At 39.0% G+C, this 14,684-nt stretch carries 13 protein-coding genes; 9 read left to right on the top strand and 4 right to left on the bottom strand.

All coding sequences use genetic code 11. The annotated features are described in order from the left end of the window. Positions 1-58 precede the first annotated feature (58 nt). Positions 59-1,405, bottom strand: a complete 1,347-nt coding sequence (locus tag WFH04_RS14620) for an MATE family efflux transporter (RefSeq protein ID WP_336824815.1) — start codon at positions 1,403-1,405, stop codon at positions 59-61. 187 nt (positions 1,406-1,592) lie between these two features. Here WFH04_RS14620 and WFH04_RS14615 point away from each other — a divergent pair, with 187 nt between their 5' ends. The 7 genes from WFH04_RS14615 (at position 1,593) to WFH04_RS14585 (ending at position 10,940) form a co-directional block, all read left to right on the top strand. After that, positions 1,593-2,669, top strand: coding sequence for an undecaprenyldiphospho-muramoylpentapeptide beta-N-acetylglucosaminyltransferase (locus tag WFH04_RS14615; protein ID WP_336824794.1), 1,077 nt, complete (start codon positions 1,593-1,595; stop codon positions 2,667-2,669). A gap of 200 nt (positions 2,670-2,869) precedes the next feature. Beyond that, positions 2,870-5,683 carry a 2-oxoglutarate dehydrogenase E1 component gene (locus WFH04_RS14610; RefSeq protein WP_336824793.1) on the top strand — a complete coding sequence of 938 codons (2,814 nt, stop codon included), beginning with the start codon at positions 2,870-2,872 and terminating at the stop codon, positions 5,681-5,683. 68 nt (positions 5,684-5,751) lie between these two features. Next, the gene (odhB, locus tag WFH04_RS14605) at positions 5,752-6,987 is read left to right on the top strand and encodes a 2-oxoglutarate dehydrogenase complex dihydrolipoyllysine-residue succinyltransferase (RefSeq protein ID WP_336824792.1); all 1,236 of its coding nucleotides are present in this window, start codon (positions 5,752-5,754) and stop codon (positions 6,985-6,987) included. A 289-nt stretch (positions 6,988-7,276) separates the two neighbouring features. Next, positions 7,277-7,480, top strand: a complete 204-nt coding sequence (locus WFH04_RS14600) for a DUF6501 family protein (RefSeq protein ID WP_381481210.1) — start codon at positions 7,277-7,279, stop codon at positions 7,478-7,480. A gap of 48 nt (positions 7,481-7,528) precedes the next feature. Continuing rightward, positions 7,529-8,392: an ATP-binding protein gene (locus tag WFH04_RS14595; RefSeq protein WP_336824790.1), complete on the top strand. Its 864-nt coding sequence runs from the start codon at positions 7,529-7,531 to the stop codon at positions 8,390-8,392. 10 nt (positions 8,393-8,402) lie between these two features. After that, positions 8,403-10,319, top strand: a complete 1,917-nt coding sequence (locus WFH04_RS14590) for a vWA domain-containing protein (protein ID WP_336824789.1) — start codon at positions 8,403-8,405, stop codon at positions 10,317-10,319. A 141-nt stretch (positions 10,320-10,460) separates the two neighbouring features. Then, the gene (locus tag WFH04_RS14585; RefSeq protein WP_336824788.1) at positions 10,461-10,940 is read left to right on the top strand and encodes a GNAT family N-acetyltransferase; all 480 of its coding nucleotides are present in this window, start codon (positions 10,461-10,463) and stop codon (positions 10,938-10,940) included. Positions 10,941-11,094: 154 nt separating this feature from the next. On the opposite strand, the gene WFH04_RS14580 is transcribed toward WFH04_RS14585, so the two are convergent. Next, positions 11,095-12,294 carry a toxic anion resistance protein gene (locus tag WFH04_RS14580; protein WP_336824787.1) on the bottom strand — a complete coding sequence of 400 codons (1,200 nt, stop codon included), beginning with the start codon at positions 12,292-12,294 and terminating at the stop codon, positions 11,095-11,097. After that, the gene (locus WFH04_RS14575) at positions 12,269-12,943 is read right to left on the bottom strand and encodes a 5-bromo-4-chloroindolyl phosphate hydrolysis family protein (protein WP_336824786.1); all 675 of its coding nucleotides are present in this window, start codon (positions 12,941-12,943) and stop codon (positions 12,269-12,271) included. Before WFH04_RS14575 ends, WFH04_RS14580 begins: the two co-directional genes overlap by 26 nt. Before the next feature lie 200 nt (positions 12,944-13,143). Here WFH04_RS14575 and WFH04_RS14570 point away from each other — a divergent pair, with 200 nt between their 5' ends. Both WFH04_RS14570 and WFH04_RS14565 read left to right on the top strand, forming a co-directional pair. Next, on the top strand, positions 13,144-13,464 hold the full coding sequence (locus WFH04_RS14570; protein WP_336824785.1) for a DUF1033 family protein: 321 nt from the start codon (positions 13,144-13,146) through the stop codon (positions 13,462-13,464). Positions 13,465-13,646: 182 nt separating this feature from the next. Beyond that, positions 13,647-13,847: a cold-shock protein gene (locus WFH04_RS14565; protein ID WP_336824784.1), complete on the top strand. Its 201-nt coding sequence runs from the start codon at positions 13,647-13,649 to the stop codon at positions 13,845-13,847. Between the two features lie 49 nt (positions 13,848-13,896). Here the strand turns inward: WFH04_RS14565 and WFH04_RS14560 are convergent, their stop codons facing one another. Continuing rightward, the gene (locus WFH04_RS14560) at positions 13,897-14,565 is read right to left on the bottom strand and encodes a hypothetical protein (protein WP_336824783.1); all 669 of its coding nucleotides are present in this window, start codon (positions 14,563-14,565) and stop codon (positions 13,897-13,899) included. Positions 14,566-14,684: the final 119 nt, after the last annotated feature.

The following is a 14,684-nucleotide window of genomic DNA, read 5'->3' as shown; positions in this document are numbered from 1 at the left end:
CTGCCGGTCTTTGTCATATTACTTGCTGTTTTATCTGTACTTTACTATTCAGTAAAATCTATGATATTCGTTTTCTTTGTATATGTCTCAATCTGAAACTCAACGTGATTGCGCCAACAGTCAGTCCGGTAATTAATCCTACCCAGTAGCCATACGGGCCTAGTGAAGAATAATTGGCTGTTAGAAAACCAACTGGCAAGCCGATTAGCCAAAAAGAAATGATGGCCATAATAAATGTAATATTAACATCTTTGTATCCTCTCAAAGAGCCTTGTATAGGAGCTTGAACTGCATCAGATAGTTGGAAGAACGCTGCAAAGATGAAAAATTGTGCGGATAGCTTAATAATTGCGGTATCTGTTGTATATAGTGAAGCAATTGGTTCTTTAAATAAAAGTAAAACTACGATTGATATAAAACTAAATGTGATCGCCATTCCGACGGATAGCAAACTGTATTGTTTAGCATCCCTCAGTCTGTTTGCGCCAACAGATTGCCCAACAACGATCGTTGCCCCCATCGAAATACTAAGTGGCAGCATATACAACAAAGAAGTGAAATTTAAGGCGATTTGATGAGCAGAGATCGTTTCAGTTGAATAATTGCTCATTAATATTGTTACGACTGAAAAAATGCTCGTCTCGATAAAAATTGATAGTCCAATTGGAATACCAATTCGTAATATTTCTTTCCAACGTTTGAAAACAATACGTTCCCACTTACCAAAAAGGACATATGATTGAAATGGCCGTTTTCTCCATGCTATAAATGCTGCTATTGACATAACAATCCAATATGTTATACCTGAAGCATATCCAGCCCCTGCGCCACCTAATTCGGGCAAGCCTAACTTTCCATATATAAGTAAATAGTTTAAGCAAATATTGATAGGAGCGGATAAAAGAATGATGAGCATCGAAATTTTCGTCGCACCTAAAGCATCAAAGAATGAGCGGAATACGGTGTAGGCAAACAAAGGAATTAGACCTAAGCTCATCCCTTTTAAATAATTGACCGCTACAACGCTTACTTCTGCTTCAAGCGTCATGTGTTGTATGTAAGGCATGACTACAAAATAGATTATAAAAAATACGGAAGCCGATAAGGCGATCGAAACATATAATCCTTGTTGGACGTAAGGCCGCACTTCTTTTGCCATTTTCGCACCGATATTTTGAGCGATGATAGGGGTTAGCCCCATTATGATACCTGAAAGTCCTGTATAGACCGGAGTCCAGAATGAAGAACCGATTGTTACACCAGCTAAATCATGCGTATCGTATCTACCGGTCATTAAAATATCGAAAAAGGTCATGAGATAAAGTGCAACTTGTGTAATAAGTATCGGAACAACTATTTTTGTGAAGTTGAATGTCTTCTGTTTAAGTGGCAATGTTTCTTCCAGCACAAACCATACTCCTTTCTTACTTTCTTTGCAGACGACATCCATTTTTACCTTGATGTTCAATCAATTTTCATTGTATCATGATTTCTTTGCTATAATAGCAAAGAAAGTTTAACTGAAGGGGTTCTCAATTGTGATGAGAACGAATGTAGTAGTTTAATTAAAGATAGATGAGGTGAATGGCCAAATGAAACGGCCGATAGTTGTTTTAACAGGGGGCGGAACAGCGGGGCATGTATCCGTCAATGAAGCGCTCATCCCTGTTTTCTTAGAAAAAGGTTACGAGGTGCATTATATAGGTTCTCATGATGGGATTGAAAAAGAACTCATTGGCGCAGGTCACCCGGAAGTAACATATCATGCAATACAGAGTGGTAAGCTAAGGCGCTATTTTTCGATGAAGAATTTTTCAGACCCTTTTAAGGTCGGAATTGGTGTCATGCAAGCCTTTAGCATTTTGAAAAAGCTGAAGCCTGAGATTATTTTCTCAAAAGGCGGTTTCGTTTCAGTACCAGTCGTATTGGCAGCAAAACTATCAAGGACACCGGTTGTTATCCATGAATCCGATGTAACACCTGGACTTGCAAATAAAATAGCGTTGCCATTTTCCAATCACATCTTCACTGTTTTTGAACAAACACTTCAATATGTGCCTGAAGGGAAATCCACTTGTACTGGAGCTGTCATTCGTCCAGAAATCTTTGAAGGTGTAAGGAAAGAAGGGTTAAGAATTACTGGCCTAACAGGAGAGAAGCCGGTTTTCATTATTATGGGGGGAAGTCAGGGATCCGCTGTTTTAAATGCAGCTGTAAGAAAAGAACTTCCAACTTTGCTAAAAAGGTTTGAAGTCATTCATCTATGCGGTAAAGGTAACATAGATGAGGCATTAGAATATACAGCAGGATATACCCAATTTGAATATGTCACTGAAGGTTTGCCGCATTTATTAGCAGCTTCGGATTATGCGGTTTCTAGAGCTGGATCCAATTCGATTTTTGAATTGCTATCGATTCATAAGCCTATGCTGCTAATACCGCTTTCGGCGTCGCAGAGTAGAGGAGACCAAATACTGAATGCATCGCTTTTTAAATCTTTAGGGATAGCAGCGGTAATGATGGAGGAAGAGCTTGAAAACAGCTCTTTAGAAGAAAAATTAATAGAACTTACCCAAAATAAGGATGAATTCATTTTAAATATGCAGCATCTATCAAACACAAAAACACCTGAAAAAATGGTCGAATTGATTCTTTCATGCAAAAAATAGCTGAAATAGTCATTTTTCAGTGATTTTAGTAGTGAAATACTGTTGCACTTAGAGAAAAACAAGTGTATTCTTGTGGATGGCATAAATGGCAAATCTATAGGGTGAAACCCTTTCGGTAATAAGATTTGCGTGGTAATATGAATAAGAATAAACAATATAAAACACAACAGGCCAAAAGGCAAATGTGGAGGTCATTTTACATGTCGAACAATGTTGGTGCCCAACGTTCACCGTATGCTGTTTTTTCCGGTCCGAACCTTGGGTATATAATGGAAATGTACGAACAGTTCAAAGAGGCGCCCGAATCGGTGGATCCTGAACTCGCAAATATGTTCAGACACTACGGAGCTCCTGCAGTGAATGGAGGAGGCGAACGAACGGCAGACTCTGCAGCAGTCTCACCAGAAAACTTCGGAAAAGTGCTTTCAGCTTATACGTTGATTGATGCTATCCGTACATATGGACATCTTGCATCGGATATTTATCCGTTGAATGATCGTCCAAAAGATACATCACGTTTGGAACTATCTTACTATGGATTGACGGAAAGCGATTTACAATCAATGCCGGCCTCCTTGTTCTTGAAACATGTACCGTCGACAGTTGAAACTGGTTTGGATGCAGTAAACTACCTTAAATCGATGTACACCGGAAAAATCGCATATGAATTTGCCCATATCATTGACGAGGAAGAACGCAATTGGATTCAATCAAAAATTGAAAACGGAGAGGTATCTGTTCAATTGTCTAGCGAAGACAAAAAAGCTTTGTTGGAACGCTTGACGAAAATTGAAGGATTTGAGAAATTCATTCACCGTACATTTGTTGGAGCGAAGCGCTTCTCAATTGAAGGCTTGGACACGTTAGTTGTTCTATTGGACGAATTAATTCGCCGTTCAGAACAAGACAAAATGAAAAAAGTGTTGATCGGCATGGCGCACCGTGGCCGCTTAAACGTGTTGACCCATATTTTAAACAAACCATATGAAATGATGTTTGCAGAATTTGCAGGCGTGCCTACTGATCCATTTGTTCCTGAGGATGGTTCTCTGATTACGACACGCGGGTGGTTCGGCGATGTTAAATACCATATGGGAGCTCTATATAAAGGAAAGTCTGGCATGGATCGATTCCTTGCTTACAACCCTTCTCACCTTGAAGTTGTCAACCCTGTCGTTGCTGGCCAAACACGTGCTGCACAGGAAACTACAACAGAAGCTGGTATGCCAGAGCAAGATATGAAGTCAGCCTATGCGATTATGATTCATGGAGATGCTGCATTCCCTGGACAGGGGATTGTGCCTGAAACATTCAACTATAGTCGAATTCGCGGTTTCAAAACGGGTGGTTCGATTCATATCATTGCAAACAATACAATTGGATTTACGACGGAGTTTTACGATTCCAGATCTACAAATTATTCGTCAGACCCAGCAAAAGGCTTTGAAGTTCCTGTGCTGCATGTTAATGCCGACAGCCCGGAAAGTGTCATTGCTGCTGCTGCTTTCGCTTTTGAATATCGCCAGAAGTTCGGCAAAGATATCTTGATAGATTTAATCGGCTATCGTCGCTATGGGCATAACGAAATGGATGAACCGTTAGTTACGAATCCAATGATGTATCATAATATCCATAAACATCCAACAGTTCGTCAGCTTTACGGTTCCGAACTTGTAGAGAAAAATATTTTGAACGATGCAGAAGTTGATCAATTGGATGCGGATGTATTTGCTATGATGCAAGCTGCATATGATCGTGTGAAAGAGCAATCGGCAGATAAGAAGAAATTGTCCAATGCGACTCCTGATGTTGTCCTCGCAGGCATGCCAAGAGACCTTGAAACAGGGGTTGAAGCAGAGAGACTGCAAAAAATGAATGAAGAATTGCTTACTTATCCTGAGAATTTCACTGTTTTCAGCAAGTTGGATCGTATTCTGAAACGTCGTGAAGAGCCATTCAAAGGAAAGGGGAAAATTGATTGGGCACATGCTGAGCAATTAGCTTTCGGGTCCATTTTACAAGATGGTAAACCAATTCGCATTACTGGGCAAGACGTGCAACGCGGTACTTTCGCTCATCGTCACTTAGTACTCCATGATGAGAAAAATGGCGAAGAGTATGTGCCACTTCACCATATTAGCGGGTCGAATGCTTCTTTCGTAGCGTATAACAGCCCATTAACTGAATTTGCTGTTGTTGGCTATGAATTCGGCTATAACTTGGAGAAAGACCAAGCATTATCCATTTGGGAAGCACAATATGGAGACTTTGCAAATATGGCACAAGTTATGTTCGACCAGTTCATCTCTGCAAGCCATTCAAAATGGGGTCAGCAATCAGGTCTTGTCATATTGCTTCCTCATGCATATGAAGGCCAAGGACCGGAACATTCAAGTGCACGCCTTGAAAGATACTTGCAATTATGCGCGGAAAACAACTGGACAGTTGCAAACATTTCAAGTGCTGCGAACTACTTCCACGTACTTCGCAGGCAAGCTAAAATGTTAGGTACTGAAGCTGAAAGACCACTTGTCATCGTATCCCCTAAATCATTGCTTCGTCACCCGCTTGTAGGAGCTGAAGTAAGTGATTTAGCTGAAGGACATTTCAAAACGGTCTTGGAACAGCCAGGAACTGGACAAAAACCAGAAAAAGTGAAAAAAATACTATTTGCTAGCGGTAAAATGGCGATTGATTTAGCTGAGAAAGTGAAAGATGGCGAAGGATTCGATCATTTGCACATCGTACGCGTTGAACAGTTATATCCATTCCCATCCGAAAAAATTGCTGAAATCCTTTCGCGTTATCCAAAAGCGAAAGAGCTTGTCTGGGTTCAAGAAGAGCCGAAAAACATGGGATCTTGGTCATTCGCACATCCATACTTATTGGAAATTGCCGAGGGCAAAAAAGTTTCCTATGTCGGAAGAATCCACCGCGCAAGCCCATCCGAAGGTGATGGAGAATCGCATAAAATTGAGCAAACACGTATTATCGAAGAAGCTCTCAAAAAATAAAATGTTTATTGTTGAATATTTGAATATGCCTGCGCCGTTGAAACGGTAGATTAGAGGAGGAATTTATTGTGGCAGAGATCAGAGTACCTGAACTTGCAGAATCGATTACAGAAGGAACAATTGCTAAATGGTTGAAACAACCAGGTGAAAGTGTTGATAAAGGAGAATTCATCGTTGAATTAGAAACGGATAAGGTCAACGTTGAGGTTATTTCTGAAGAAGCGGGAGTTATTCAAGAACTATTAGCTTCAGAAGGTGATACGGTTGAAGTCGGTCAAGTGATCGCTGTAGTAGGAGAAGGTTCTGGATCACCAGCGGCTCCAGCTCCAAAAACAGAAGAAAAAGCACCTGAGCAACAACAGGCAGCTGCACCTGCACCTGCACCTGCACAAACTCCGGCAACTGAAGAATTCGCATCTTCAGACCGTACGATCGCAAGCCCGGCAGCAAGAAAATTGGCTCGTGAAAAAGGCATCGATCTTTCGGCGGTATCACCTGTAGATCCAATGGGCCGCGTTCGGGTTCAAGATGTGCAAGCGCACAGCAATGCTCCAAAAGCTCCAGCAGCTGCACAACCAGCACAAATTGCTGCACCAGTGCAAGATGGCCGTGAAACACGTGAAAAAATGACGCGCCGCCGTCAAACAATTGCTAAACGTCTTTTGGAAGTTAAACAATCGACTGCAATGTTAACGACATTCAATGAAATTGATATGACTGCAGTTATGGAATTGCGTTCTCGCAAAAAAGACGAATTCTTCGATAAGAACGATGTTCGCCTAGGCTTCATGTCGTTCTTCACGAAAGCAGTTGTAGCTGCACTTAAAAAATATCCATACGTCAACTCTGAAATTGACGGCGATGAATTGATCATGAAACATTATTATGACATCGGTATTGCAGTATCTACTGAAGGTGGATTAGTCGTTCCAATCGTACGTGATGCAGATCGTAAAAATTTCGCTGAAATCGAAGCGAATATTGGAGAACTTGCTGCAAAAGCACGCGACAATAAATTGACTTTGGCTGATATGGCAGGCGGATCATTTACAATTACAAACGGTGGAGTATTTGGTTCCCTAATGTCTACTCCAATCCTAAATGGTACACAAGTAGGTATTTTAGGAATGCATACTATCCAAAAACGCCCAGTTGCGGTTGGCGATAAAGTGGAAATCCGTCCAATGATGTATATCGCTCTGTCGTACGATCACCGTGTAATTGACGGAAAAGACTCTGTTGGATTCTTGAAAATGGTAAAAGAATTGATTGAAAACCCTGAAGATCTTCTTCTTGGATCCTAATTGGCCTGATGTAATTGGACCTCAGACTGTAGACAAAGTTCCATTTCACTTTGTCTACAGTCATTTTGCAATTTACAGTAATAAAAAAGCATATCCTCTCTTTGTTTAGAAACGTTAGACATGTGGCAGGCAGTGCACAACGTATCCTGCGAATTCGCGTGAAGTTTAAAAAGCCGAATGTGATATAATTGTTTATTAAGGGGACGGCAACACGGTATGTGAACGTTTCCTCAACAAGCTGTAGCCCGATAGTATCGGGCCTTTTCATTATAGAAAAAAGGTGTGGTATATTTTGTCAAATTTTAAAGAATGGACAACATCTCCGACAATCCGCACAGTTACTTGCAAACATACAGATGCAGCAAAATATGTAGTGAGTAATGTGTTAACTCCGGGTAAAGAATACGAAGTAAAAAATGAAACAGAAGAATTCATTTTTGTCGTCGACAATACCGGCAAAGTCGGCGGATATTATAAAACATATTTTGAATAATAATCGCCCGGTTAATATTAGCCGGGCGTTTTTAATGAGGAGGCACTTATGAATTCATTGATTGAAAGTGAAAAAATAAAACGCAATAAAAGAATATATGATGCAAAAGACGAAGCGTTAATCCAAGAGGGAGGTTACGTTTCTCCGATCTCTACTCTTTGGGATGATATTTTAGTCGGCATCGTTTTGAAAAAGCCTGTCCTTTTAAAAGGCCCTTCTGGTTCTGGAAAAACGAGACTATCACAAAGCATTTCCCACTTTTTCAATCAACCGATGCATAGTGTCAATTGCTCGGTCGATTTAGATGCTGAGTCGCTTTTAGGATTTAAAACAATCATTAGCAAAAATGGTGAAACGCATATCGAATTCGTAGAAGGACCAGTTATTGAAGCGATGAAAAAAGGACATATATTATATATCGATGAAATCAATATGGCTAAGCCTGAAACATTGCCAATTCTTCATAGTGTATTGGATCACCGAAGAATGATGACGAATCCTTTTACTGGCGAGGTCATTCATGCTCATGATGATTTTACCGTCATAGCGGCAATCAACGAAGGTTATATTGGGACATCTCCAATGAATGAAGCTTTGAAAAATCGTTTTCTTTCATATAGCATTCCTTATTTATCCGGTGAGCAATTGAAAGAACTGATGGAAAAGCTGTTCCCAAACGCGGAACAAAGTTTAGTTCAAACAATGCTAAATATTAGTGCAGACTTGCAAAAACAAGTAATGAATGGATTATTGGATGAAGAAGCGGCATCCATTCGAAGCATATTGGATGCGTTAAGCTTATCTGAGCATATGCCTATATTGCGCGCAGTCCAATATGCGATAGCAGAAAAGTTGGACGATCCAATAGAACGAAGCCTCGTTATGGAATTGTGTGAAACTTGGGTGAAGTGAGGGATTCGCGATGACAAAAGTAAATCGGTTCATCCAATTCAATGACGAAATGGTCGATGTCAACCAAATGTTACTTTATGAAAGAATTGGCAGAGCACTATCAGATGCGCCATTTTTGGAGTTGACGGAGCGTAAGTTGATGGAAATCAGGCCAGCTGAAGGCGGCATTTCTATGAGTGTTTATTGGCGTCATCGTCCAGATCATATTATGCATGGCGGAAGATTGTCGGATATTTATTTATTGACTGCTGGTTTTTGGAGACATTTTTCCGTTCCTGAATGGGTTTCATACCGGCTTTCATATCGTACGCATCCATTACGAAAATTTGCGGAAGAATTATTGCTTCTTATCGAGGAATTCCGTCTCATTGACGCAACTATTAAAGAAAGGGCAGGAACGGAGGAGGCATTTCAAATCCGGAAGGAAGTAATGCTACGTTTCCATAAAGATCATTTTACTATTAATTATCAAAAAGGATTTGTAGCAGATGCATTACTGAATATGATGTACATTTCCTTGAATGAAGGTATGCATACTTCAATTCCAAAAGAATGGAGCTATGGTCCTGGAACTATTCCTTTGCCGATTGACCATATCCATACAGCATTATCATTTGCATATGATGCAAAGAGCACAAAGGACAGCCGATTAGTTGCCGAAAGGATTATTGCACTTTTGGAAGAGCAGCTTGAGGAAGATTTGCTTCATCAATATTATGCAATTGGCGACGCGTTAAACGAGAAGATTATCCCCTTCCATTATCATGAAGGCATGAAAGATGCAGAAAGTGGAGAAGGGGAAGTTAAAGAGACAATCGAAGAAGTGTTTCGTAGCTTCCACCGAGAAAATAAGAGTGAATCGGGTGTACACCTTGAATTTGAACTGGAGCATGGCCGATCAGGAAAAGGCGATGGCTCAAATGCAGTTGAAGGACATGAAGATGCTCAGATTGAAGAAATGGGGAAGGGCAGTTCTAAAGGCGATCAAAGTGAGAAACGATCTGATGAAGAAAGAGATGCTAAAAAGGGAAATAATTCACAACTCCATGCCGATCAATCATTCGGACCTGAGCATTTGAATGTCGTATATGAAGAAAGAGCGATTCAAATAAAAGATGAATATGAAAACAAGAAAAAAATAATTGCTTGGCGCGAAAATCAAAAGCCGTTTGTCCGTTCTTTTGTCGATGAGATGAAAAAAAGAATTGAACAAAAAAGGGAAGAGAAGAGAGAAGGGCTTGTAAAAGGTAGATTATCATCAAAATTGACTACGATGATGATCGATGAGCGACCTCGACCATTTTATCGAAAAAATATCCCTTCCACTCAGTTAGATGCTGTTTTTGGCCTGCTTGTAGATGGATCGGCTTCTATGGCCGATAAATTGGATGAAACAAAACAAGCAGTTCTTCTATTTCACGATGTATTGCGCGAATTACAAATCCAACATGAAATTACTTCCTACTATGAAGATGCAAATTATGCAACAAAGGAAAGTCAACCGAATGTATTTGAGTTGATGCATACATTTGCAGACAGAAACAAAGATGATAGCCTTTCGATTATGTCATTCGATGCAAACGAAGACAATCGTGATGGTTTTGCGATCAGATGGATGACAAAACGACTTTTAACTCGTCAAGAACAACATAAATTTCTGCTTGTTTTTTCTGATGGAGAGCCATCAGCATTTGGCTATGCCCAAAATGGTGTATTGGATACGAGGGAAGCTGTAGTAGAAGCAGAAAAATTAGGTGTTACTGTTATTCATTTATTTCTATCAGCTGAAGAGACAACAGTAGAACAACGTGCAGTGTTTACGATGATGTTTGGCAATAAATCAGCGGCATCAGACTCTGTTGAACAATTCACCGATCAAATATTGCGCATTTTGCGCAAAACACTTTCAATTGTCATCAACCAATAGAAAGGTAAGCATAGTCAATCACATACCAATTTTCAGACCAATTCTCATATGGATTGGCCTGTTTTTTTTAAAAATCTTATTTTCTCTTGAATTGTTATGTTATCATCAATAAAAGAAAATAAGAACAGGGGGAAATATTTGATGATTGATTTTCTATCAAATCAAACTGCTTATATCGATGACGTTGCAAATATGATATACAAAGAGTTTGTAGAAAAAACTAGTAGCAAAATGACTTTTCTGGAGGTGAAAAAATTCTTTTCAAATACTAAAATGGACGAATTCCCTATTACATTAATCGCACTAGAAGATGGAAAATGTATAGGTACCGTTTCAATCTTTGAAAATGATTTAAAGACACAAGATCTATACAAACCTTGGCTTGCGTCTTTATATACAAAACCTGAATTTCGTGGCAAAGGGGTAGGCCAAATCCTAATAACAGAAACGTTAAAAGTTGTAAAAGACTTAGGTTATAAAGAACTTTATCTGAGAACTGAAAATGCTGCCGAGTACTATAAAAATAGGGGTTGGGTTTTTATCGGCAATGCTTTAGATGCTAAAAATGAAAAGGTGGATATTTTCAAATTCGATTTAAAACAAGAAATTGGAGAGCGTTAACTATATAAGGCAACCTAAAAACGCTTGGATTATTCCAAGCGTTTAGATGCACTAATTATTATGTGATATTTAACCTGATTTTTGTATGATTTAATACTGTTAAAATAGGTTTTCTCCTATCGAAATTATTCTAATTGAAAGTGGCTTTCTTTAATTAGATCGGTCTTTGACGTTCTGTTTTTTCATGTACTGCCAATAGTCGCTGTTTCAATTCTTCTTCCATGCGTGCTATTTCTACTTCTGCAGCTTTTCGTTTTGCACGGCCGTCTGCTTGAATGACAAGTGTTTCTTCGATTGTTTGAATTAAATTTTCCTGTGTTTTTTTCAACGTGTCAATTTCGATAATGCCACGCTCATTTTCTTTAGCTGTCTCAATAGAATTAACCTTTAGCATTTCAGAGTTTTTCAGCAACAGATCGTTCGTTGTTTTTGTTACTAAACGCTGTGATTCGACAGCTTTTCTTTGACGATTTAATGTTAGCGCAATCGCAATTTGGTTTTTCCATAATGGAATGGACGTCATAATCGATGATTGAATCTTTTCAGCTAATGTTTGGTTCGTTTGTTGGATCATTCGTATTTGAGGAGCACTTTGAATTGTAATCTGTCTTGATAATTGCAAATCATAGAGGCGTTTCTCAAGACGATCCAAAAATTGTCCCATGTCATTCACTTCTTGGAATGCCATTTGATCGTTGCTTTCTTCTGCTTTTTTGCGCATTTCAGGAATGATGACATTTGCAATTTCATCGCGCTTCATTTCTGCAGCAGCGATATAAACATTCAACGCTTGGAAGTACGTTTTATTTTGCTCATATAAATTCTCCAACATATGAACATCTTCCATTAAGCCACGTTTAGAATGTTCTAATTGAACACCGATACGATCAATTTGCGTACTTAATTTCTGGTATTTCGTCATCATTTCTTGAATGGAACGGGTTGCTTTGCTGAAAAGGCGGCTTAAACCAGATTTTTTCTTATCGGAAAGATCTTCAGGGTCAATTTCTGAAAGTTTGCCCATTAGATCACTTAAGACATCTCCAACTGGTCCGATATCTTTACTCTGTACATGATCGAGCATTTTATGGGAAAACCGTGATAATTCATTTTGTGCATTGGCTCCATATGTGATAATTGCTTCATAATTGCCAACAGGGATCTGGGCAGCCAATTGCTTTGCTTTTTCTTGTTCTTCAGGAGACAGGCGATCAATTAGCTTTACGGCATTTTGCCCCTCTTTTTGTTCGGTTTGCATTTCTTTTGGTAGCAGAGGTTCATTTATATCGAATGGATTATCCAATAATTCGTCAAATGTCTTAACCTCATCATTTGTCGTACGATTTTCTGTCATTGTGCATTTCTCCTTTCATTTCAAGCAGAGGTTTATTCTTCTTCATCGTTACATCGACATAGTCGAGTTCAAACTGCAGCTGTTCAATGTCAGATGCCAAAGCGCCACGCAAGTCTTGCTCCAATTGTTTTGTGACATCATTTAACGTTTCTCTAGTATGCTGTAAAGCAATTCGGAGCTCCTGATCCTTTAGCGGTTGGTTGACTAGCATGGCATATTTAGATGTCAACTCGACAGCGGAGTCTAAGTGAGAATAAAAGAATTTCTCAACATGGTAAAATTTCTTCGGATTTTTACGAACGATAGATAATATCCTTTTGGATAAATTATTCATCTCATATACTTGTCGAAAAGCTTGAACAGATCTTACTTGTCCGTATAAGCTATTGAGTTGTTTTATTTTATTTTTCGCATCATTAATTTGCGTTTTAATATGTTTGTATTCGGAGCGAGACATGCTGAGCCTCTTTACATTGGACGAAATTTGGATTTGTTTAATGGTGAAATTCCCGCCAAGATAGATTGCGATCATTAGGCCCGTAGCAGGCAATACATGCATACCGATGCCTAAAGTGAAAATAAACCAGGATGCAAAGCTAATAGGTGCTGTTATAAAATGCCTTTGGAAAAAATCTTTTATCTCTTGCATAATCCTTAGGCCTCCTTACTTATCTATAATGTTTATACGTTTTATGAGCTAATAAGTTTCATTTTCATTACTTTCATTATAACTGAAAACCAGTTCAAATACATATCTTACGTATAAACGAACCGATTTTCTTGGATAGCGCCCAATGATTTGATAAAATGAAGGACACTCGCGGCCAAGTGGATGGGAGGATTTATAAAATGACATATGAAGTAATCTATATGAAGGCGGATTTTGAGCCATGGTGGATGTTTGAAGAATGGGAGACGATGGTGAAATCACGCCGTTCTTTTAGTACAGTTAATGAAGCGCAAGAATATTTTTATAAAATTAAAGGCGAATTGGAAAAAAGCCACGCACATTCTGCTCAAAAAAATGATTGTTTTTTCGCTTTTTGGTCTGATCAAGAACAGTTTTTTTGTGAAGGATGCGATGAAAATCTTCAACTATACCACGGAATTATCCTAATGGTTGATGGGAAGCCATCTCCGCATATATTAAGAAATAATTCGAATATTTGATATTGTCGTATTGACATTTATTTTCTATATGGTATAGTAACAATAAGTTAACACGTATGAACCGAAAGAAACGTATTCACGTATTACAAAAAGTGATCGGCGTTGTCGGTACTTTTTGTAATATGTGAATTTTTTTTGGGGATTCATGTATTAGAAAGAACATTATTTGGAGGTTTTTACACATGAAACAAGGTACTGTTAAGTGGTTCAACTCTGAAAAAGGCTTCGGTTTTATCGAAGTTGAAGGGGAAGACGATGTATTCGTACACTTCTCTGCAATTCAGGGAGAAGGTTTCAAAACATTGGACGAAGGTCAACATGTAGAATTCGAAGTTGTTGAAGGCAACCGTGGTCTACAAGCTGCTAATGTAGTTAAACAATAATTCGCCAACTAAGAAGAGGTGCCTATCATTGGGCACCTCTTTGACTTCGTTATGGCTGTGATACTGATTCCAATGTAGACGTAACGACATATTCTTCTCCATTTTCAAGCTTCATGATGGATTCTCGTTTCACTTCACCGACCCCTTTAGCGAAGTATTTACGGTTAATGGCATCCTTTTCTTTGGATTCAATGACAAACGCGTCATTGAATGTTTGATAAGGTGTTTCAACAGTTACCCCTGTTTCGACGATTTCCCATTTGTCGAAAGTAGTGCCGACTTCAAATGGCTGTCTTAAATATACGCCTGCTGGCTTCATTTTATTAATTTCGTCTAATGTTGGGAAGTCTTGTTCGTTTTCGACCACATCGTAACTAATTGTAGTAACTTCGTCTTCTCCTATTTTATAAATATACCTTGTCAAAGCACCGCCATTATTTTCATGTACAATTACATAATGTTCATATGGCTGGGCAAAATCTATGTCCAATTCTGCAAATTCGTTTCCTTCCCCTTTAAAATGCGCTTTTGAACCATCTGGCAAAAAATAATCGAGCAAGCTCATATCGACTTTAGTAGGATTTTCCATATTCACATTTGGATTAGTGGATTCGCCGCTATTGCCTGAGTTATTGAGTGTCGTTGTGTCCTTCCGTGAACAACCTGCAATGACTAAGATTGAAAAAGTAAGCAGGATGAATAGTTTTTGCACTTTCATTGTATACACTCCTCGTATATTAGTAGTAAGAGCTCTTTCCGATAGAATTTCCAGTTGATCCGGACAGCTGGAGGCCGTCTATTGGACTCCTATAGGAAATGGATGCCTTACGGCTTCCC

Origin of the sequence: Sporosarcina sp. USHLN248 (genome assembly GCF_037144575.1) — a bacterium.
In the GTDB taxonomy this organism is placed as follows: Bacteria; Bacillota; Bacilli; order Bacillales_A; family Planococcaceae; genus Sporosarcina; species Sporosarcina contaminans.
This window is presented reverse-complemented; position numbering and strand designations above follow the sequence as displayed.